Source organism: Polymorphobacter sp. PAMC 29334 (assembly GCF_019431245.1).
Lineage (GTDB): Bacteria > Pseudomonadota > Alphaproteobacteria > Sphingomonadales > Sphingomonadaceae > Polymorphobacter_B > Polymorphobacter_B megasporae.
The window spans coordinates 1193105-1212598 of the sequence record NZ_CP080243.1; the positions used below are offsets into that span (position 1 = coordinate 1193105).

18 protein-coding genes are annotated in these 19494 nt (G+C 69.0%); 7 read left to right on the plus strand and 11 right to left on the minus strand.

The genetic code is table 11. The features are described 5' to 3' along the window. Nucleotides 1-65: 65 nt before the first annotated feature. On the plus strand, nt 66-485 hold the full coding sequence (locus tag KZX46_RS09570; RefSeq protein WP_219776390.1) for a hypothetical protein: 420 nt from the start codon (nt 66-68) through the stop codon (nt 483-485). Between the two features lie 20 nt (nt 486-505). Here KZX46_RS09570 and folP read toward each other — a convergent pair whose 3' ends face one another. After that, nucleotides 506-1339 carry a dihydropteroate synthase gene (gene folP, locus KZX46_RS09575; RefSeq protein WP_370647512.1) on the minus strand — a complete coding sequence of 278 codons (834 nt, stop codon included), beginning with the start codon at nt 1337-1339 and terminating at the stop codon, nt 506-508. Between the two features lie 182 nt (nt 1340-1521). Further along, a complete protein-coding gene (locus KZX46_RS09580; protein WP_216709337.1) occupies nt 1522-2049 on the minus strand; it encodes a CHAP domain-containing protein in 528 nt (175 codons plus the stop codon). A gap of 447 nt (nt 2050-2496) precedes the next feature. Here KZX46_RS09580 and KZX46_RS09585 point away from each other — a divergent pair, with 447 nt between their 5' ends. From KZX46_RS09585 to KZX46_RS09600, 4 genes are all read left to right on the plus strand, one after another. Then, complete coding sequence (locus KZX46_RS09585) at nt 2497-6603, plus strand: YadA-like family protein (protein ID WP_219776391.1); 4107 nt, start codon at nt 2497-2499, stop codon at nt 6601-6603. 74 nt (nt 6604-6677) lie between these two features. Next, nucleotides 6678-7790 (plus strand): DUF2827 family protein, encoded by a 1113-nt coding sequence (locus KZX46_RS09590; RefSeq protein WP_219776392.1) that lies wholly within the window; start codon nt 6678-6680, stop codon nt 7788-7790. After that, entirely contained in the window at nt 7787-8347 is a 561-nt protein-coding gene (locus tag KZX46_RS09595; protein WP_219776393.1) for a hypothetical protein, read from the plus strand. The genes KZX46_RS09590 and KZX46_RS09595 overlap by 4 nt, the downstream gene beginning before the upstream one ends. Then, nucleotides 8344-9534, plus strand: coding sequence for a DUF2827 family protein (locus tag KZX46_RS09600; protein WP_219776394.1), 1191 nt, complete (start codon nt 8344-8346; stop codon nt 9532-9534). Before KZX46_RS09595 ends, KZX46_RS09600 begins: the two co-directional genes overlap by 4 nt. Nucleotides 9535-9745: 211 nt before the next feature. On the opposite strand, the gene KZX46_RS09605 is transcribed toward KZX46_RS09600, so the two are convergent. Both KZX46_RS09605 and KZX46_RS09610 read right to left on the minus strand, forming a co-directional pair. Beyond that, nucleotides 9746-10396, minus strand: a complete 651-nt coding sequence (locus KZX46_RS09605; protein WP_219776395.1) for an NrsF family protein — start codon at nt 10394-10396, stop codon at nt 9746-9748. Further along, a complete protein-coding gene (locus KZX46_RS09610; RefSeq protein WP_219776932.1) occupies nt 10386-10904 on the minus strand; it encodes a sigma-70 family RNA polymerase sigma factor in 519 nt (172 codons plus the stop codon). Before KZX46_RS09610 ends, KZX46_RS09605 begins: the two co-directional genes overlap by 11 nt. 182 nt (nt 10905-11086) lie before the next feature. On the opposite strand from KZX46_RS09610, the gene KZX46_RS09615 reads away from it, so the two are divergent. After that, nucleotides 11087-11881 carry an A24 family peptidase gene (locus tag KZX46_RS09615; protein WP_370647513.1) on the plus strand — a complete coding sequence of 265 codons (795 nt, stop codon included), beginning with the start codon at nt 11087-11089 and terminating at the stop codon, nt 11879-11881. A 181-nt stretch (nt 11882-12062) separates the two neighbouring features. Here the strand turns inward: KZX46_RS09615 and KZX46_RS09620 are convergent, their stop codons facing one another. From KZX46_RS09620 to KZX46_RS09630, 3 genes are read right to left on the minus strand one after another with little or no spacing between them, the layout of a single operon-like run. Then, a complete protein-coding gene (locus KZX46_RS09620; RefSeq protein ID WP_219776396.1) occupies nt 12063-12866 on the minus strand; it encodes a type II secretion system protein GspK in 804 nt (267 codons plus the stop codon). Between the two features lie 10 nt (nt 12867-12876). Beyond that, nucleotides 12877-13431, minus strand: coding sequence for a prepilin-type N-terminal cleavage/methylation domain-containing protein (locus KZX46_RS09625; RefSeq protein WP_219776397.1), 555 nt, complete (start codon nt 13429-13431; stop codon nt 12877-12879). After that, nucleotides 13428-14435: a penicillin-binding protein activator gene (locus KZX46_RS09630; RefSeq protein ID WP_219776398.1), complete on the minus strand. Its 1008-nt coding sequence runs from the start codon at nt 14433-14435 to the stop codon at nt 13428-13430. Before KZX46_RS09630 ends, KZX46_RS09625 begins: the two co-directional genes overlap by 4 nt. On the opposite strand from KZX46_RS09630, the gene KZX46_RS09635 reads away from it, so the two are divergent. Then, complete coding sequence (locus tag KZX46_RS09635) at nt 14384-15112, plus strand: hypothetical protein (RefSeq protein WP_219776399.1); 729 nt, start codon at nt 14384-14386, stop codon at nt 15110-15112. The two genes, KZX46_RS09630 and KZX46_RS09635, sit on opposite strands and share 52 nt — an antisense overlap. A gap of 5 nt (nt 15113-15117) precedes the next feature. Here KZX46_RS09635 and KZX46_RS09640 read toward each other — a convergent pair whose 3' ends face one another. Genes KZX46_RS09640 through gspL form a run of 4 tightly spaced genes read right to left on the minus strand, consistent with a single transcriptional unit; the run spans nt 15118 to nt 19483 of the window. Continuing rightward, nucleotides 15118-16332 (minus strand): type II secretion system F family protein, encoded by a 1215-nt coding sequence (locus KZX46_RS09640; protein WP_219776400.1) that lies wholly within the window; start codon nt 16330-16332, stop codon nt 15118-15120. A gap of 12 nt (nt 16333-16344) precedes the next feature. Then, nucleotides 16345-17838: a GspE/PulE family protein gene (locus KZX46_RS09645; protein ID WP_219776401.1), complete on the minus strand. Its 1494-nt coding sequence runs from the start codon at nt 17836-17838 to the stop codon at nt 16345-16347. Beyond that, nucleotides 17835-18380, minus strand: coding sequence for a type II secretion system protein GspM (gene gspM / locus KZX46_RS09650; protein WP_226896272.1), 546 nt, complete (start codon nt 18378-18380; stop codon nt 17835-17837). Before gspM ends, KZX46_RS09645 begins: the two co-directional genes overlap by 4 nt. Nucleotides 18381-18382: 2 nt before the next feature. Then, on the minus strand, nt 18383-19483 hold the full coding sequence (gspL, locus tag KZX46_RS09655) for a type II secretion system protein GspL (protein ID WP_219776403.1): 1101 nt from the start codon (nt 19481-19483) through the stop codon (nt 18383-18385). Between the last annotated feature and the right edge of the window lie 11 nt (nt 19484-19494).

Genomic DNA, 19494 nt, shown 5'->3' on the forward strand with positions numbered 1-19494 from the left:
GCGAGTGATAGTTTTTATTTACAATGTGTTAACTTCGATAGCTAGTTAGTAGTAGGGGCGTGATGGTGACTCAAGCAGCCTTGTACCGCGAAAACGCGCATAAAATCCGCCGGCTCGTTGCAGGGGTGACAGGATCCTCACGCGACGAGGCGCTCAATCTGGCGCAGGAATACGAGGCGCGGGCGCAGGAGCTCGACAAAAGCGTGTCGGAAGCGACCGGCGACGGCCCGACCAACGGCAATCACGCCGCCGGTCCGAAGGACAGTCTCGCGGAACGTATCGCCGCACTGATCGGCCAGCGGGGGGCGGAGGTTGAGGCTATTCGCGCACGCGAGCTCGATCATGAAATCAAGCTTGCCGCAGCGCGGGTCGAACGCGCACTGCTCGAGGCGCGCATCGCCGGGATCATCGAGGCGAGCGGGGCGCTGACGCTTGCTGCTAGCTACGGGTCCGAACAGCGCTACGGCGAGCGCTCTGCAAGATAAGCGGCCGGGCGGACGCGGGGTCAGTGAACCGCCTGCCATAATTTGATCGCCTGTACCGTCGCGGCAACGTCGTGGACCCGGACGATCTGGACGCCATTTGCGACCGCGTGGAGCGCCAGCGCGACCGAGCCGCCGAGCCGTTCGCCGACCGGCGCGCCGCCCGCAAGTGTCCCGATAATTGCCTTGCGGCTGGCCCCGAGGGTGATCGGCACACCGAGTCCGTGGAACAGTGCAACACCGCGGAGCAACGCGAGATTGTGCGCGAGGGTCTTGCCGAATCCAATGCCGGGGTCGGCGATGATCCGTTCGCGCCTTATGCCAGCGGCGACGCAGGTCGCGATCCGCGCCTCGAGCCAGTCGAAAACGTCGCGCAGCGGGTCAGCATAGACCGGAGCGTCCTGCATCGTCGCCGGCGTTCCTTGCGAATGCATCAGCACCACCGGGGCGCCGCGCGCCGCGACGAGCGCGATTGCGGCGGGGTCGTAGGTCAGTGCCGAGACGTCGTTGACCAGTGTTGCTCCGGCGTCGAGCGCTGCTGCCATGACCAGCGCCTTGCGCGTATCGATCGAGACGGTGATCCCGCTAGTTCGCAGCCCGGCGAGGACGGGGCCGACGCGGGCAAGCTCCTCTTGGGTATCGACGACCGCCGCGCGCGGCCGGGTCGATTCGCCGCCGAGGTCGACGACGCTCGCGCCTGCGGCGGCCATCGCCAGGGCAGCCGCGACCGGATCGCCGCCCGCGCCGCCGTCGCTGAAGCTGTCTGGGGTAACGTTGACGATCCCCATGACGTGCGGCCGATCGAAGACCAGCCCGGCTATCGGCGAACGCGGCGTCACGAGCGCGTCGCGAAGCAAGACGATCCGCGCGCGGATGTCTTCGGGGAGGTCAGCGACCCCGGCGGAAAGATCATCGAGCGCGATCCGCCGCTCGGTATTGTCGAGTGTCAGCCGGAGCGAGTCGAACCTGACCCCGCCACCCGCCAGCCGTTCGCCGTCACCGAAACCGGCAGGCGCAACATGGACGCGCTTCGGTCCGCTCAGAGCCCGGCCAGCTGGATCGGCATCGCATCGACCGCAGCAACCGCAAATGCGGTCGCGGGAGCCGTGACGCCCGCCGGTGCATGGTCGCCGTAGATGAAGCCATAAACCGGATAGTCGCGTCGTCCGAGATCGCCGATCGGGCCATACCAGACGCGCACCTGGCTCCAGTCGCCCGCCGCCGAGGTGTCGACGACGGCGACATCGGTCTCGACCTGGCCGCGATGGCCGTCGACCGGCGACCAGTTGGCGTGCGTGACGCGAATTTCGCGCGACGAGACGATCGCGCTGACGGTGGCGACATGGCCGACCCGCATCGCGCCGGTCGCCTTGAACACGAGTACGCCGCCGACTCGCGGAGCGCTGCCTTGCTCATACTTGCCGTTCGCCTGCCCCCACCATGTCGCGGCGTTGCCGTGCAGGTCGATGCCCGAGAACGCGCGGGCGAAGGTCACGCATTGCACCGGTGCGGCGGTCGCGGACACGCTCACAAAGATGCCCAGTGCGAGGATTATGGAACCGATCATCACGCGAAGATGTTTAAGCACTTGGCTCGTCCCCCTGCACTCTCTGCACCTGTCTGCCGATAGCTTTTCGGCGAGGGAAGCCGTGACCAAGGCCGAAGCGCCGGAGTGACCCGCGAGCAAGACGAACCGACATTCGTTGCGGGTAAGAACCAAGTGGACGATAACTCCGCAAACTTAAGTTGAGCTCGTCGCGTTGACCCAAAAAGCAAATGCTGCGGGCGTCTGAAAATATATTCGATCGGATTTGGAGCGAATCCATCCATTGGAGAGCCGCACCTGCATTGACTCGCCACTCAGGTCAGTTCATTGCCCAAACGAGTATGTAATCGAACTGATTTTACAGTCCGGTTGCGACGGGGGTTTTTTGGGGGCTACATCATGTCTGTCGGCAATTCCACGCGCGTGCGCAACGCGCTTCTTCTTGGTACATCCGCTCTGGTTGTTGCGATGCAGGCGTCAACCGCCGTCGCGTCGGGCACAGTTTTCTATGACGGGGTGAGCGGCAGCGCAAACGGTGCATCGACCGGTACCGGAACGAGCGTCGCCGGTGGAGCCAACGCCTCAGCCGCCTTCAACACGTCGACTGTGATCGGCGCCAACGCCCATGGAAACGCGACCGGCACTTCGGCGTTCGGCTCTTCCGCCATCGCCGGTGTCGCCAACAGCACGGCGATCGGCACCAATGCCAACGTCAGTGCCGGACCGTGCGCGCTCCCCAGCAGCCCAGGCAACACCGCTCTCGGCGCAAATACGACGTTCAGCGCGACCGATGTGGCCAATCTTAGCACCGCTGCGAACCTCGGCCTGAAATTCGGTACGACGACTGTAGGTGCGTTCGCCAACAACACAGCCACCGCAGGCGTCTCGATCGGCTCGTCGACCGGTACAGTCTTCGCCAACCGTCTGACGGGTGTCTCCGCTGGTCGTGTCGACGTTGGTTCGACCGACGCCGTCAACGGCGACCAGCTCCTCAGCGTCGGCAATGCGCTCCAGACCAACATCGACACTAACGCGGCGTCGATCGGTACGCTTGGCGGGACGGTCACGGCCAACACCGCGGCACTCAACTTCGCATCGACCTCGCTGACGCAACGCGCGGTCGCCGACGAGGGCACGACGACGGCCGTGTCGAACTCGCTGTCGACCCGGGTCGGTTCGACCGAGACGTCGATCACCAACACCGGCACGTCGTTGACCTTCGCCTCGAACTCGCTATCGGCCCGCGCGACGGCCGACGAAACCAACATCACCAACAATGCGACGTCGCTGACGAACGCCTCGAACTCGCTGTCGACGCGCGCCACCGCCAACGACACGACGGTCACGAACAACGCGACGTCGCTGACCAATTCGTCGAACTCGCTGTCCGCCCGCGCGACGGCTAACGAGACCAACATCTCGAACAATGCGACGTCGCTGACCAATGCGTCGAACTCGCTGTCGACGCGCGCCACGACCAACGAGACGACAGTGTCGAACAATGCCACGTCGTTGAGCAACGCGTCGAACTCGCTGTCTGCCCGCGCAACCGCCGACGAGACGAATATCTCGAACAACGCGACCTCGTTGAGCAACGCATCGACCTCGCTATCGTCGCGCATCGGGGCATCGGAGACGACCGTCGCGAACAACGCAACGTCGCTCGGTAACGCCTCGAACTCGCTGTCGGCGCGCGCCACCGCCGATGAGGCGACGACCACGAACAATGCGACGTCGCTGACCAATTCGGCATCTTCGCTGACGACGCGTGCGACCGCCGCCGACGCTGCGACGACGTCGCTCAATACGGTGACGACGAACAATGCGACGTCGTTGACGACCGCGTCGAACTCGCTATCGGCCCGCGCCACCGCCGATGAGGCAACGACCGCAAGCAACGCGTCTTCGCTGACCACGCGTGCGACCGCCGCCGACGCCGCGACGACGTCGCTCAATACGGTGACGACGAACAATGCGACGTCGTTGACGACCGCGTCGAACTCGCTGTCGGCCCGCGCCACAGCTGATGAGACAACGACCGCAAACAATGCGACGTCGCTGACCAATTCGGCGACTTCACTGACGACCCGTGCCACCGCCGCCGATGCCGCGACGACCTCGCTCAACACCGTAACGACGAACAACGCGACATCGTTGGCGGCCGCGTCGAACTCGCTGTCGGCACGTGCCACGGCCGATGAGACGAACATCGCCAACAACGCGACGTCGCTGACGAACGCCTCGAACTCGCTGACGACGCGGATCAGCGCAACCGACGCCAACCTCGCAACTGCCTCGACCTCGCTCAATGCGCGGGCCAATGCGACCGACAGCAACCTCGCGGCGGCCTCGACCTCGCTGTCGAACCGGGCGACCCTCGGCGAAGCGGCGACTGCCTCGACCACGGCGGCGCTGACGAACGCCTCGAATTCGCTTTCGGCGCGAGTGAGCGGCACGGAGACGGCAATCGCAACGACGTCGACTGCGCTGAGCGCCGCGTCGAATTCGCTGAGTAGCCGGATCGACGCCAATGAATCGGCGGCCAATGTGTCGACGACGTCGCTCAACTCGCGCGTCACTGCAGCAGAAGATGTCACCACTGCCAATGCAACGTCGCTGACCAACGCCTCGAACTCGCTGACGACGCGGATCAGTGCGACCGACGACAACCTCGCCGCCGCCTCGACCTCGCTCAATACGCGGGCTAATTCGACCGACGCCAATCTGACGGCAGCTTCGACCTCGCTTTCGGAGCGGTTGACCGACGCGGAAGCCATTGCGACGCAAAATGCGACGTCGATGACCAATTCGTCGAACTCGCTGTCGACCCGGGCGGCGCTCGGTGAGACGACGACGACCGACAACTACACGTCATTGTGGAGTGCTTCGAACTCGCTGACGACCCGCGCGACTGCCGGCGAGGCTGTAACTACCGCCAACGCCGTGTCGATGACCATCTCGTCGAACTCGCTGTCGGCCCGCGCAACGACCACCGAAACCAACCTTTCGGATGCGTCGAACTCACTCTCCGGCCGCGCCCTCGTCGACGAGACGAACCTGACGAGCGCGTCGAACTCACTGACGACCCGCGCGACCGCCGACGAGACCAACCTGACGACAGTGTCGGACTCACTGTCGAGCCGCGCGACCGTCGATGAGACCAACCTGACGGCAGCCTCGAACTCGCTGACGACGCGGATTTCGACAAGCGAAGTCACGGTGGCCAATGTCAGCACGTCGGTGACGAACATTTCGTCGTCGGTCGTGACCAACACCGCCAACATCACCGCGCTGACCAACGGGACGCTCGGCGTCGTCGAAACCAACAACACGAGTGGCCTTGCCTTCCCGACCGCATCCGGCGCCAATGCGTTGGCGATCGGCTATGGATCGGTCGGCAGCGGCGACGGGTCGTTCGCGGCGGGAACGGGTGCGTCCGCAACCGGGCTCGAATCGACTGCGATCGGTCGGAACGCAGTCGCCCAGGGCGGCTCAGCGGTCTCGATCGGCTCGCGTAACGTCGCCACCGGCAACGGCGCGGTCGCGATCGGTGACCCGAACACCGCCACCGGCACCGGTGCGGTTGCCATCGGTGCCAACAACACCGCCATCGGCGAGGGCGCAGTCGCCCTCGGTAACGCGAGCGTCGCCACCGGCCAGAGTGCGGTCGCGATCGGGGATACTGCCGTTGCGGCGAATGCAGGGGCAATCGCGATCGGCCAGAGTTCGAGCGCGACGCTCGCTGGATCGGTTGCGATCGGGCAAAATGCCGTCTCGACCGGCGCACGCTCGGTGGCGATCGGTTTGGGGTCGAACGACGGCGGTGCCGCCAATGTCTTCGCGGTCGGCGGCACGGCCACCGGCACGCAACGCCGCGTCGTCAATGTCGCTCCGGGTACGGTCGCGGCAGGGTCGACCGACGCCACCAACGGCGGCCAGTTCTATGTGCTGCAGACGAGCGTCGACACGCGCTTCGCCTCGATTGGCGTCACCGGTGCCGGCTTTGCCAGCAACGGCATCGCACTCGGGGTCGGGTCGAGCGCCGCCGCGAACGCCACCGCCTACGGTGTCAACAGCAATGCATCGGGCACCGCCTCGTTCGCCGGGGGCTACGGCGCCACCGCGGCTGGTTCGAACTCGGTCGCGCTCGGCAGCAGCGCTTCGGTCTCCTCGACCGGGGTCGGATCGGTCGCGATTGGCTCGGGCTCGGTTGCCACCGCGCCGAACACCGTCTCGTTCGGTTCGCCGGGTAACGAGCGTCGCCTGACCAACATCGCACCGGGTATCCTGACCACCGATGCGGCAACGATCGGCCAGTTGAACTCGGTCCATAACGACGAGCGGCGCGCGCGCGGTGGTGTGGCGATGGCGCTGGCGGCCGCGACGGTCAACGTCCCGCTCGAGCCGGGCGAGATGGGCCTTGTCGGCGGCGTCGGCTACTTCCGCGGCGAGACTTCGCTCAACCTCAAGTATCAGGCGCGTCCGGGTACCAACTGGATCGTCGGTGCCTCGGTCGGCGTGAATACCCGCGCGGGCGACGTCGGCGCCGCGGCGGGCATCGGCTACAAGTGGTAGTCTGACTTAGCGATCCCGCACGGCGGCGCGTCATCGATGATGACGCGCCGTTCGTCGTTCGTTATAGACACGTTATGACCCTTCGGATCGGCGTTACCTTCAGTCGACCGAGCAATGACCCGACCGACCTGTTGTGGTCGTCGGGGATCGGGCAGAACAGCGTCCTGCTCGTTTTACTGCTCCAGCGGCTTGCGGGGGTGACCGAGGTCGTCGTCGTCGATTGCTCGGGCAAACCCGCCCCGCATCCGCTTGCCGCGTGGTGCGGTGTCCCGACCGCGACCGCCGAAGATGCCGCCGACCGGCTCGACCTGATTATCGAATGCGGCATGCGCGCGCCGGCCGAGGCGATGCATCGTTTCCGCGATCGTGGCGGGCGGCTCGTCTCGTACATGGCGGGCAATTCGATGGCGATGAACTTCGAAGCGCTGGCGAGCGCGATGCCGCATGGCGAAACCGTCTCGGCGGTGCCGTTCGACGCGGTCTGGATCACGCCGCAGCACTGGACGATGAATCGCGCGAGCTGCCTGTTGACCCGCTCGGCGGTGGTCGAGCAGATTCCGCATATCTGGGAACCGATCTTCGTCGAGGCGCGCGCGCGGGCTGCGGGGTTCAACCCGTTCTACAAGGCCGACCGCGACAGCGATGCGTTTCGCGTCGGCATCCTCGAGCCCAACGTCAACGTCCTCAAGACCTTCCATTTGCCGCTGCTCGTCTGCGAGGAGGCGTTCCGGCTCGACCCGGACGCGATCGACCATGTCCTGCTGTTCAATACCAGCGGCATCAAGCTCGTCCCGCATTTCCTCGAACTGACGAGCTCGCTCGACCTGTTCCGCGCGGGCAAGCTGTTCTCCGAAGGGCGGATGCCGATCGCCGAGGTGCTCCACCGCCACGTCGACGCGGTCGTCGTCCATCAATGGCAGAACGACCTCAATTATCTCTACTGGGACGTGCTGTGGAGCGGACACCCGCTGATCCACAACTCGCCGTCGATCGACGGCGTCGGCTACGCCTATGCCTCGTTCGACCCGGCCGACGGCGGTCGCGCGCTCGTCGATGCGACCCGAGCGCATCGCGGCCGCGCCGCCGCCGCACGTGCCGAGGCGCTCGAGTTCCTCGACCGCTTCAGCATTGACTCGCCCGTGGTGCGCGCACGGCATGAAAATCTGATCGCTGGAGTGATGGCATGATCGTGAAGCACATGCGGCGCGTGATGGCGGCGCTGGCAATGGTCGCGCTCGCCGGATCCGCGGCAAGCGCGCCCCCCGCGGCGGGCGTCGCGGGCGGTTTCCGCACCAATGCCAGCGCGACGCAGCGGCTCGCGGCGGCGCTCGCGCAGATCCGCATGACGACGTGCGCCCCGGTGTTTGCGCAAGCGGGGGCGTTCATCTTCGAGACCGGCGAGGCGAATTTTACCGTCCAGCCGCTCGGTCCCGACGCCAACCGCTGGCCGACGGTGGTGACGATTGAGAGCAATCATCCCGCGACCGCGACGAGCAAAGCACCGCAGACCCGCCTGACGACCCTCGTCATCGCCCCCGCCGGGACGTGTTCGGGGATCTATACCCAGGTGATCTACTGGCCCGAGGCGTGCGCGGCGTTGAAGGCGCGGGTGTTCGCCGCCTTCGGTCCCGAAAAGCCACTGCTCGCGCATGTCATGCAGAGCGAGGCAAATCCAGGGCTCCAATTATACCTGACCGCCGCAGGTCCGGGGTGTGTTTCGGTCAAGAAAGAACTGATCGGGTGAGCGGTCCGGGGGGACGCAAGGCCGGGACGCACGCAGCGATCAGCGCCCGGGCGGGCGGCTACGCGATCGGCATCACGATCTTCATCAACAAGGACGGCGAACTCGGGCTGTACGAAAACGGCCTGCGCCAGAACGTCGTGTTCCTCTACCAGCTGTTCGCCGCCGCGCCGGGGTGCCGCCGGGTTCACCTGCTCAACCACGGCGACGGCGAGTTCGTCGGCTGGCCCCCCGACCTCGGCATGGACGGGGTCCCGGTCGTCCGCACCGCGACGGTCGCCGACGACCTCGACGTCATCGTCATCATCGGCGCGAGTATCGAGGCCGACGAACTCAAGGCGTTGCGCGCGCGCGGCATCCGCGTCGTCGGCTACAAGGGCGGCAACGGCGCGGTGATCTCATTGGAGGCGATCACCGCAAGCCCGGTCCGCGGCGACGCCGAACGCTATTTCGACATCGATTGCTACGACGTCTTATGGATGACGCCGCAGCATCTTCACACCTATGCGGGCTGGTGCCGGACGCTCTACCGGGTCCCGGTCGAGCCGGTGCCGCAGGTCTGGGCACCGACCTTCATCGACAATCGCGCGGTCAAGCTCGGCGACCGCTTCGGCTACCGCCCCGCGGCGGCAGGGTGGCGGATCGGCATCATGGAGCCGAACATCACGGTCATGAAAACCAGCCACATGGCGATGCTGGTGTGCGAGGCGGCGTGGCGGGGAGAGCCCGATGCGGTCCGCGAAGTCTATGTCTCGAATACCGCCAAGCACCGCGAGCAGCCGCATTTTCTCAGCTTCGCGAGTGCCTTGCGCGCGACCAAGGCCGGGGTGATGAGCTTCGAGCCGCGCTTCGTCTCGGCCGACTTCCTCGCTAATTATTGCGACGCTGTGGTTACGCATCACTGGCAGAACGGGCTCAATTATCTGTATTACGAAGTTCTACATGGCGGCTATCCGCTTGTGCACAACTCCGAATTTCTGCGTGATTACGGCTATTATTACCCCGACTTTGCGGCCGATGTCGGGGGCGAGGTCCTGCTCGCGGCGTTCCATTCGCACGACGCCAATCTTGCGGCGTATCGGGCGGCGAACGCGGGGCTGGTCACCCGGCTCGCGCCCGACGAGCCGGTGAACGTCGGGCTCCACGAACGGCTGGTCGAACAGGTTCTCGCAGCCCCGCCGCGTAACTGAGCACGCCACGTTGTATATCTGCAACGCCATCCCGTGGACGCGGGAACCCATCACCCCAAAATTTCGTGGTGATGGGTCCCCGCGTTACGCAAGCGCGTTGCCCTTCGGGTCGCGGGAATGACAGCTGGGTGCGTGATGACAGTCCGCGCGATTACCGTTGTGTAGAAGATCTTCGGCCCGCTAAGCGCGCCGTCCTCCTACCCCGCCCCTCCTACCACCGCGTCAGCCGCGGCAGGATCAGCCGTGCGGCCCACGCGACGATCGCGATTGCCACCGAGAACCACAGAGCGACGTACAGCGGATCGTCGTGCGGGCAGGCGACGACGAACACCGCGCCGCCCCAAGCCGCGGCGGTCAGCCCGACCGCTGCTGCGGTGCCGCCAGGGTCGGTCGGTGCGCCGCGGCGCATCAGGATGCCGAGTGCGAGCAGCGCGGGAAGGCTGAGCACGACGACCGCGAAGACGCAGCGAAGGCCTTCGCGCCAGTCGAGCCGCGCGATGAGCTCGGCGCTGCCGTGACTGGCCGCGTCGATGCCCCAGCCGATCGCGATCGCGACCGCCGCGGCGATCGCGAAGCCGCGCAGGCCACGGCGCGGCGAGCGGGTCGGGTCGAAGGCGGCGAGCGCGGTCGCGGCACCGATCGCGGCGAGGACGCACAGGCTCGCCGCCTTCCACCAGAACGCCATCCGCCCCATCGCCAGCGGCATGTCGGGGCGCATCCCGCGAATCCAGATATAGACTGCGACTTCGACGACGATCAGCGTGAGCAGCAGCGCCGCGTCGCGCCACGGCAGCCGGGGCCGCACCGGCTGAAGGTCGGCGGCGAGGCGGTCGATCAGGGGGTCGCGCAGCTCACTCGCCATCTTGAAGTCCTTCGACCGGCTCGACCGCGAGCCGCTTTGCGAGGCGGGCGAGGCCGCGGTGGATGTTGACCTTGATCAGGCTCGGCGACTGGCCGGTTCGCGTCGCGGCGTCGTCGACGCTGAGCCCGGCGAGCTTGACCAGCCGGATCGCCTCCGCCTGCGCCGGTTTCAATTCGGCGAGCAGGGCGTGCAGCACCGTCGCGCTGGTGACCGCCGATTCGTGATCGCCGACCGCGAGGTCGTCGGGGAGTTCGTCGGCGGCGGTGCGCTTCATCGCGCGCAGCCGGTCGATCCATTTGTACCGCGCGATCGCCGCGAGCCACGGGCCGAATGCGCGCGCGGGGTCGTAGGTGTGGCGCTTGGTGTGGAGCGCGATCATCGTGTCCTGCACCGCGTCCTCGACCGATCCCGGCGGCAGGCGGCGCGAATAATAACGCAGTAGCCACGGCCGGACCTCGGCGAGCAGCCGCCGGTACGCGCCACCGTTGCCGGCCTGCGCCGCCAGCATCAGCGACCCCCATTGCTCATTGTCCACACGCGACTCCCGCCGATCGCCGCCGACCATAGTTTGCGCCAGGCGGTACGGATACGCGCCACCCACGCCCAGGGCTGATTGTGCGGGCATATCCACGTGTTCGCGCGCGCTGCGGCGATGGTTACACGCGCGGCGAAGCGTGCGACGGAGGGCGGGTGACCCCGCTCCCGCTCCCCGCCTTCGCCGCGCATGCCCCAACGGCTTTAGCCTTGGCTCCGGCCGTCATCGCGGTGCTCCTCGCGATCGTCGGCGCGGTCGTCGGCAGCTTCGTCGGATTGGTCTCGGTGCGGCTGCCGGCGGGGCGGCCGATCGCGTTGGCGCGGTCGGCGTGCCCGAGGTGCGGGGCCGTGCTCGGGCCGCTCGAGCTCGTGCCGCTGCTGAGCTTCGCGGTCCAGCGCGGGCGGTGCCGCCGTTGCGGCGCGGCGATCGGCTGGCGCGATCCTGCGGTCGAGGCGGCGGCGGCGGCGATCGGTGCGGTCGCGGCGCTCGGGGTCACCGACCCGCGGCTGGCGGTCGCGGTTGCGGTGCTCGGCTGGGCGTTGCTGCTCCTCGCATTGCTCGATGCCGAACATTTCTGGCTGCCGTCGAGCGTGACGCTGCCGCTCGTTGCCGCCGGATTGGGGGTGACGGCGTGGCTCGCCCCCGACGACCTGCCGGGCCATGTGATCGGTGCGGCGGCGGGCTATCTCAGCCTCGCCGGGGTCGCCGCGGCGTATCAGGCGGTCCGCGGGCGCGCCGGGCTTGGCGGCGGCGACGCCAAGCTGTTCGCTGCGAGCGGGGCGTGGCTCGGCTGGGCGGCACTGCCGATCGTGCTGCTCGCGGCGGCACTGTCGGGGCTCGTCGTCGCGTTGCTGCTATGGCGGCGGGGGATAACCGCCACGACGCGATTGCCGTTCGGGGTTTTTCTCGCGGTGGCGACGTGGATTGTCGTCATCGCGGGGGCGGGCTGACCAAAGCGCTGTCCTACATTCCCCGGGTTGCGGTATTTAAGGAGGACCGTCTGCTCGGTTCGTAGGAGGCTGACGGTCGCCAATATGGGTGCAGACGGAAACCACGCCGATCGCAATAATATTCCTTCAAGCATTGGCTTATAGCAATAATAGAGATGTTGTTGGTGATGATACTGTCACCTTAGCCCGGTAAGGCTCCTTGCCAGCGCGTGATCGCCACTACCAAAGGGATTCGTCCCGGCCGCCGTTCGAGCAAGCTCGTCAAGGTCTGTGTCGTCCCCCCGATCGTGACGATCGTCGTCACGACGAAGTGGTCGGAAGTGAACCCCGCCCCGGCCGGCAGCTTGAGCCCGGTCGCGGTGAAGTCGGTCGGAGTCAGCAGCCCGGCGCGGTCGCGGCGGTCGGCGAGGATGCGTCCGCCGACGCGGTCGCCGACGATGATGCCGAGAAGTTCGGGGGAGGCGGCGTTGACGTTGACGTCGGCGCGGGCGGGGAGTGCGGTGACATACGGCCTCAGCTTGGCGATCGTCGCCGGGTCGATCTCGGCGCGGGTCAGCTCGCCGAGGTCGGCGACGCGCCCGCGCTCGGCAATCGACCTGGCGATGCGGCTGGCGATGTCGGGGTCGAGGCGCAACGCGGTGGTGATCGCCGCGAGGACCGGCTCGCCGCTGCCGCCCGCCGCGTTGATGTTGAAGCGGCCCTGCGCGTCGGCGATCGCCAGCGCGAAGGTCCCGCCCTCGATCGCGGTCGGGGCCTGCGCGACCTTCGCCCACGCCTCGTTGCGGTTGTCGGTATCGGGGGCGGCGATCATGTCGCGGCGGAGCGCGGCGACCGCCGACAGCTCGCCGCCGCGCGCCACCGCGAGCGCCTGTGCCGCCTCGCGGAGCCGGATCGCGCGGTCGAGCGCGGGGTCCTCGGTGCCGAGCATCAGCATCACCGCAGCGATCGCGACCGCGACGATCGCGAGGACGTTGAGGAGGATCATGGGAGAAGTGTCACGGCTGGGCTGCCACCGCGCCGGGCGGCAGCGGGCGGACGGGCAGGTCGATGACCCGGCGGAGGGTGCCGCTCAACCCGGGGCCGGCGAGGTCGACCTCGACCGCGACCGCGAGCGGCCATGCCCGCGCTTGCGCATCGCTCGCCGGCCAGCGCTCCTGCCAGCCGCCGGGGAGCGTGTAATATTGCCAGCGGACGGCGGCGACATGGTCGAGGACGACCTGCGTCCGGCCGCCGTCGATCCGCTCGAAAACATCGCCCGCAAGCCGGTAGCTGATCCCGATCGCGCCGCCGTCGACGTGGCGGTCGAAGCCGACGCCGGTCGCGCTCCCGGCCAGCGGCGCGTCGGCGATCCCGGTAAAGTCGCGGGCGACGACGACCATCGCCCGCTGGAGGTCGCCGAGCCGGTCGAGCCGCCCCGCCGTCCGCGCCTGCGCGCCGAGGACGGTGTCGACGAGCGCGACCCCGGCGAGCGCGATGATCGCGAACAAGGCGAGCGCGACGATGACCTCGATCAGGGTGAAGCCAGCGTCGGGCTCCTCCGGACAGTTCACGCCGACTGGCTGTGGGCGACCGTGCGGAAGGCCCCGCCCTCGGCGACGAGGATCGCGAGTTCGCGGGTCGCGGTGCCGTCGGCGGCGAAGCGGACCGCGCCGGTGACCCCGGCGAACCCCGCCGAGCCGGTCAGCCCGTCGCGGTCGAGATGCCCGCTGGTCCGCAGCGTCCGGGCGATGCCGACGGCGTCATAGGCGAGGCCGGCGATCTGTCCCGGCGGATTGCCGAACGCGGTCTCGAAGCGGCGCGCGAAGTCGGCGAAGCCGTCGGGGTCGGGGGCGGCGAGCCACGCGCCCTCGATCGCCGCGAGCCCCGCGCCCGACAGCGCCATTCCCTGGTAGGTGCCGAGCAACTGGACGCCGCTGCCCTGCAACCCGCGCGCGACGCCCGCGAAAGCATCGGCGTCGCCCGTAACAAGGACCGCGTCGGGGGTCGCTCCCGGGGCGAAATCCGTCAGCGTCAGGCCGAGTTCGGTCGCCTGCCGCCGCGCCACCGCATCGGCGAGACTGTCCCAGCGGGTCGTCCCGGGGCTCAGTGCGACGCGGCGAACGCCGCGCGACCGGGCATAGTTCAGGATCGCGCCGACGGTCTGCGCCGGGGTCACGCCGAGCGCAAAGCCGCCGCTCCCGCCGGCATCGTTCGACAAAGCGACGACGGGGATGCCGCCTGCCGCCTTGACCACCGGGGTGACTTGCGCCGCGAACAACGGCCCGACGATCAGCGGCGCGCCGCGCTTGACCGCGAGTCCCGCTGCTGTCGCCGCGCCCTCGGGGGTGCTGCCGGTGTCGAACACAACGAGCGTGTTCTTCGTCGCCCCCGGCGGTTGCGCGAGGGCGGCCGCATGCTGCATGCTCCGTGCGAGATCGGCGCTGGGGCCGGTCAGCGGCAGCAGCAGCGCGGCGAGCGGGCGGTCGTCGCCCTTCGCCGCCGCCCAAACCGGGGAACACGCCGATGCCAGCGTCGCCAGCCACGCCGTATGGAGCAGAACCCGGCGCTCGATCATCGGCGAATCCCCTGTCGTGGTGGCTGCTCGCCGCGCTGGGCGTCGGAGTCTATGCGGCGGCGCTGGTCGCGACGATGCCCGCGCGGCTGGTCGTGCCGCGCGGCGTCGATGCCGCCGGGACGGTGTGGCGCGGCGAGGCGGCGCTCGGCGGCGGCCATGTCGCGGCGTGGCACGCGTCGCTGCTCGACTCGCTCGGGTCGGCGGGGGTCGCCGGTCGCTGGACGATCGATGGACCTGGCAGCGCGCTCGAAGGCGCGGCGCGCTGGGGTCCCTTCGCCGGGGTCGAGCTCGCCGCTGTGCACGGTCGCGTCGGCTGGCCGCTGGTCGCCCTCGCCGTGCCGTCGCTGCCGTTCGCCTGCGACTTCGGGGTCCATGTCGCGCTCGACCGCGTCGCCCTCGCGCCGAAGCATCAGGCCGCGTCGGGCAACATCTCCACTGAGGCGGGGTCGTGCAGCGGGCGCTTCGCTGGTGCCGCCCGCGCCGTCCCGCGCATCGCCGCGACCTTCGTCACCAGCGGCGACCGCACGACCGGAACGCTCACGCCATGGGCCAACCGCGCGCAGCCGCTCGCCGACCTGACCCTCGAGAAGGGCGTCTTGCGGCTGCATACGACCGCGGCCGGGGCGGCGCTGATCCCCGGCTCGACCGGCGCGAGCGACCTCGAAATCGAGCTCTGACGCGGTCATTGCCCGGCCAGGTTGTTGAGGTTGATGATCGGCAGCAGGATCGACAGCACCATCAGCAGCACGACCCCGCCCATCGTCAGCAGCACCGCCGGCTCGATCAGGCCCATCAGCGTCGCCACCAGCGCGTCGAGATCGCGGTCGAGATCGACCCCGGCGCGGGCGAGGACCGGGCCTAGCCTGCCGCTGCTCTCGCCGCTCGCGACGATCGCGACGAGCATCGGCGGGAACACCCGCGCCTCCTCCATCGCGCGATGGAGGCTCGTGCCCTCGCGCACCCGCGTCGCCACTTCGAGCGCCTGCTTGCGGACGAACATGTTGGGGGTAACCGCGGCGGCGGTGGCGATCGCGTCGACCAAGGGCACGTCGCTCTGGACGAGGGTCGCGAGGCTGCCGGCGAAGCGTGCGGCGTTGAGCTGGCGGCTGAAGCCCGAGAACGGTCGCGTCGTGGCGATGAACTGGTGGAAGCGCAGCCGGTTGGCCGGGACCGCGAGCCAGCGCCGCGTGGCGAAAATGGCTCCGGCGATGACGACCAGCGCGACGAGGCCGAAATGCGACACCGCCCAGCTGATCGCAATCAGCGCCCGCGTCAGGAACGGCAGCTCGGCCCCGCGCGAGATGAACACCCGGGTGATGTCGGGGACGACGTAGATCAGCAGCAGCGTCATCATACCGAATGAGACGACGCCGAGCAGCGCCGGATAGAGCAAGGCGAGCTGGAGCTTGTTCGCGGCGCGATACCGGCTGTCGACGAAGTCGGCGAGGTGGGCGAGGACCTGCGGCAGCTTGCCCGACTGCTCGCCCGCCGCGACCGAGGCGCGGAAGAATTCGGGAAACACCGTCGGGTGTTCGGCCAATGCGGTGGCGAAGCTGCCGCCGTCGAGGATGCGCCCGCGGACGTTGAGCAGCAGCTCGGCGACCGGCGTCGCCGCCGCCTGCGCCGCCACCAGCCGCAGCGCCTCCTCGACGCGGATGTCGGTGCCGACGAGCGTCGCGAGCTGGCGGGTCAGCGTCGACAGCGCCTTGGCCCCGATCTTCGGGCCGAACAGCGCCGGGCGCGGGGTTGCTGCCGTGGCGCGCGTCGCCTCGACCGAGACCGGCAGCAGGCTGCGATCGCGCAACAGGCGGCGCGCGCCGGTCGCGCTGCTCGCCTCGACGACGCCGCGCTGGGTCTGGCCGAGCGCGTCGACCGCGCGATAGACGAATGCCGCCATTAGTCCGCGGCCCTAAGCATCGTCGCGCACGACGCGGGCGACTTCCTCGACCGAGGTCATCCCGGCGGCGATCTTGGCGGCGCCGTCGTCGATCAGCGCCGGGCCGCTGCGGCGCGCGGCGGCGACGAGGTCGGCCTCCGACACGCCGTCGTGGATCAAGCCCTGCATCGCCGCGTCGACCTCGATGATCTCGTAGATCGCGCCGCGCCCGCGATAGCCCTCGTTGTTGCACGCGGCGCAGCCGACTGGGCGATGGATCGGCGCGCCGGTTGCGATCGCCCCGCCGAGCATTGCGCTCTCGATCGCCGTCGCCTCGCCCGGCGCGCGGCAGGCGGGGCACAGCGTCCGCACCAGCCGCTGCGCGATCAGCCCGGCGACCATCGGCGCGAGGAGATAGCGCTCGACCCCCATGTCGACCAGCCGCGTGATGCTGCCGACGGCGGTGTTGGTGTGGAGCGTCGACAGGACGAAATGCCCGGTCATGCTCGACCGCACCGCCATCTCGGCGGTCTCGTGGTCGCGGATTTCGCCGACCATGATGACGTCGGGGTCCTGCCGCAGGATCGCCCGCAGCCCGCGCGCGAAGTCGAGGTCGATCCGTGGGTTGACCTGCATCTGGCCGATGCCTTCGAGCTCGTATTCGATCGGATCCTCGACCGTCATGATGTTGCGCTTGCGGTCGTTCAATCGGTTGAGCGCGGCGTACAGCGTCGTCGTCTTGCCCGATCCGGTCGGCCCGGTGACGAGGACCATGCCATTCGGGCGCGCGAGCAGGCGTTCGAAGACACTCAGGTCGCGAGCGCTCATGCCGAGGCGGGTGAGGTCGAGGTCGGTCGCGTCGCGATCGAGCAGGCGGAGGACGACGCGCTCGCCGTGCTGCGCGGGCAGGGTCGAGACGCGGACGTCGATCTCGTGGCCGCCGACGCGGAGCGTCACGCGCCCGTCCTGCGGCACGCGCTTCTCGGCGATGTCGAGCCGCGCCATGACCTTGATCCGGCTGGTCAGCAGCGGGGCGAGCGCGCGGGCGGGCTCGACCATGTCGCGGAGGACGCCGTCGACGCGGAAGCGGACGACACAGCGCTTCTCCTGCGTTTCGAAGTGGATGTCCGATGCGCCCTGCCGGACGGCTTCGAGGAGGAGCGCGTTGATCAGCCGGATGACCGGCGAGTCGTCGCGGCTGTCGAGCAGGTCGTCGAGGCTGGCGGCGGTGTCGGCGAGCGCGGCGAGGTCGGTGTCGGCGGCGGCGAAGTCGGCGGCGTCGCTGGCATTGTCGCGGTACAAGCTCCGCAGCCGCGCCTCGAACCCGGCCTCGTCGACGGCTTCGTAGGTCAGGTCGCCGTAGCGCCGCTGGACCTCCATCAGCGCCTCGATCGCGACGCCGGGGCGGTGGCTGCAGACCCCGGTGGCGGACGCGACGACGACGCCGTGGCGTCGGGCGAAGGCATAGGGCAGCGACGCCGCGGCGACCGGCGGCAGGTCGATATCGTCGGGGATGGCGTCGATCATGTCGTTGCCAGCGTGACTTGGGCGGAGACGATGCCGGGGTCGGGACGGCGTTCGAGCTTGAGGTCGACGACGTGCATTCCGGCGTCGCGTTCGAGCGCGGCGAGCCAGCCGACCAGCGCATCGAACCCCGCCGCGTCGAGCGTCACGCCGATGTTCGCGCCCTGCGGCTCAATCCGCTGGATCGTCAGCCCGGCCTTCGCCGCGCTCTCGGTGATCGTCGTCGATGGGCTGCCCGACCGCGCCGCCGCCATCCGCGCGACGTCGGGACCGGCGACGCGGAGGCGTGCCGCGATCCGGTCGTAGCGGGCGATGTCGTCGAGTGCCGCCGCGTGTGCGGCCGCGATCGGCCGCCAGACGAGCGTCGCATACAGTGCGGCGGCGGCGACCAGCGCGAGGGCGGCGAACAGCCAGCGTTCGCGTGGGCTGCGCGCATCGAGCCAGCGCGCCATGCCCGACCGCAGCGGCGCGATCGCGGGCAGCGGCACAGCGCGCCAGACGCGGCGGGGATCGAAGCCGGGGAGGCGGATCGGGCGAAGTTCCATCTTCACAACGCGGCCCCGTGAATGACGATGTCGCCGTCGGCGCGCCCCGGGGCCGCGGTCGCCGCACCGCTGACGGGGCTCAGCCCCGCCGACACCAGCGCCGACTGCGCGCGCTGGAGCCCGCCGATATCGGCCGCCTCGACCCCGAGCGTCAGCGCGCCGTCACCGTCGGTGTAGCTCAGCTTGGTCAACGTCAGTCCGCCGACGGGGGTCAGCGCGACGGCGGCGCGGGTCAGCAACGGCAGGAAGCGCCCGCGCCCGGCGCTTCCGCTCGGCAGCAGCCGGTCGAGATCGGCGGTCAGCGGCGTGCCGGGCAGCATCTGGCGGACAAGCACCTCGGCGGTCGTCCGCCGGTTGGCCGCGATGCCGCGCAGCTTGAGCGTGTCGGCGGCGGCGATCGCGGTATGCGCGAGCAGCCCGGCGGCGAGGACGATCCCCAGCCGCCGCAGCGCCGCGGGGATCGGGCGCGCCGGCGCGGCGTAGCGGCCCTGGCGGAGATCGAGACCCGGCGCGAGCAGGCGTTGCGACGCGATCCCGGCATCGCCGATGCTGCTCATCGGCAGGTCGAACGGCAGCGGCGCGCCATAGGTCACGCACGGCAGCGAACCCCCCGCCGCCCAGACCATAAGGAACCGCTCGACCGGAACCGCGAACCCCGACCCCGAATCGGTGCGGACGATGACGCGCCCCGCCGCGGACTCGACGCTCCACGATCCCGGAGCGGGGACCGGAAGCAGCAGCGCATCGGGGACGATCGCGGCGTGGCCCAAGCCGGCGGCGTCGAGCGTCGCGATCCAGCCGAGCATGATGTCGTGGCGAACGACCCCGGCGACGAAGCTCTGCGGCGCGACTTCGACCCCGAGCGCGACATGGACCGCGTCGAGCGGGTCGGCGATGCGGTCCTCGATCGCGAACGGCAATGCCGCGAACCGCTGCGCGCGCCCGGCGATCGGCAGGTCGACCGCGAGCAGCAAAACGTCCTCGGTCGGCACGAGCACCGTCGTCGGTCCGACATCCCAGCGCTCGAGCGCAACCGCGACGCCGCTCGAGAGCGTATATACGCCTCCGGTTGGAGCGGTGGAATCGGCGGCGTCGCTGTTCATTCCGGCCCACT

Coding starts and splice junctions, on each gene's coding strand:
- KZX46_RS09645 (WP_219776401.1), bottom strand. CDS start 17,838: ATGATCGACGCCATCCCCGACGATATCGACCTGCCGCCGGTCGCCGCG.
- gspM (WP_226896272.1), bottom strand. CDS start 18,380: ATGGAACTTCGCCCGATCCGCCTCCCCGGCTTCGATCCCCGCCGCGTC.
- KZX46_RS09580 (WP_216709337.1), bottom strand. CDS start 2,049: ATGATCGGTTCCATAATCCTCGCACTGGGCATCTTTGTGAGCGTGTCC.
- KZX46_RS09595 (WP_219776393.1), top strand. CDS start 7,787: ATGATCGTGAAGCACATGCGGCGCGTGATGGCGGCGCTGGCAATGGTC.
- gspL (WP_219776403.1), bottom strand. CDS start 19,483: ATGAACAGCGACGCCGCCGATTCCACCGCTCCAACCGGAGGCGTATAT.
- KZX46_RS09640 (WP_219776400.1), bottom strand. CDS start 16,332: ATGGCGGCATTCGTCTATCGCGCGGTCGACGCGCTCGGCCAGACCCAG.
- KZX46_RS09590 (WP_219776392.1), top strand. CDS start 6,678: ATGACCCTTCGGATCGGCGTTACCTTCAGTCGACCGAGCAATGACCCG.
- KZX46_RS09620 (WP_219776396.1), bottom strand. CDS start 12,866: ATGATCCTCCTCAACGTCCTCGCGATCGTCGCGGTCGCGATCGCTGCG.
- KZX46_RS09585 (WP_219776391.1), top strand. CDS start 2,497: ATGCAGGCGTCAACCGCCGTCGCGTCGGGCACAGTTTTCTATGACGGG.
- KZX46_RS09610 (WP_219776932.1), bottom strand. CDS start 10,904: ATGCTGGCGGCGCAGGCCGGCAACGGTGGCGCGTACCGGCGGCTGCTC.
- KZX46_RS09635 (WP_219776399.1), top strand. CDS start 14,384: ATGCCAGCGTCGCCAGCCACGCCGTATGGAGCAGAACCCGGCGCTCGA.
- KZX46_RS09630 (WP_219776398.1), bottom strand. CDS start 14,435: ATGATCGAGCGCCGGGTTCTGCTCCATACGGCGTGGCTGGCGACGCTG.
- KZX46_RS09605 (WP_219776395.1), bottom strand. CDS start 10,396: ATGGCGAGTGAGCTGCGCGACCCCCTGATCGACCGCCTCGCCGCCGAC.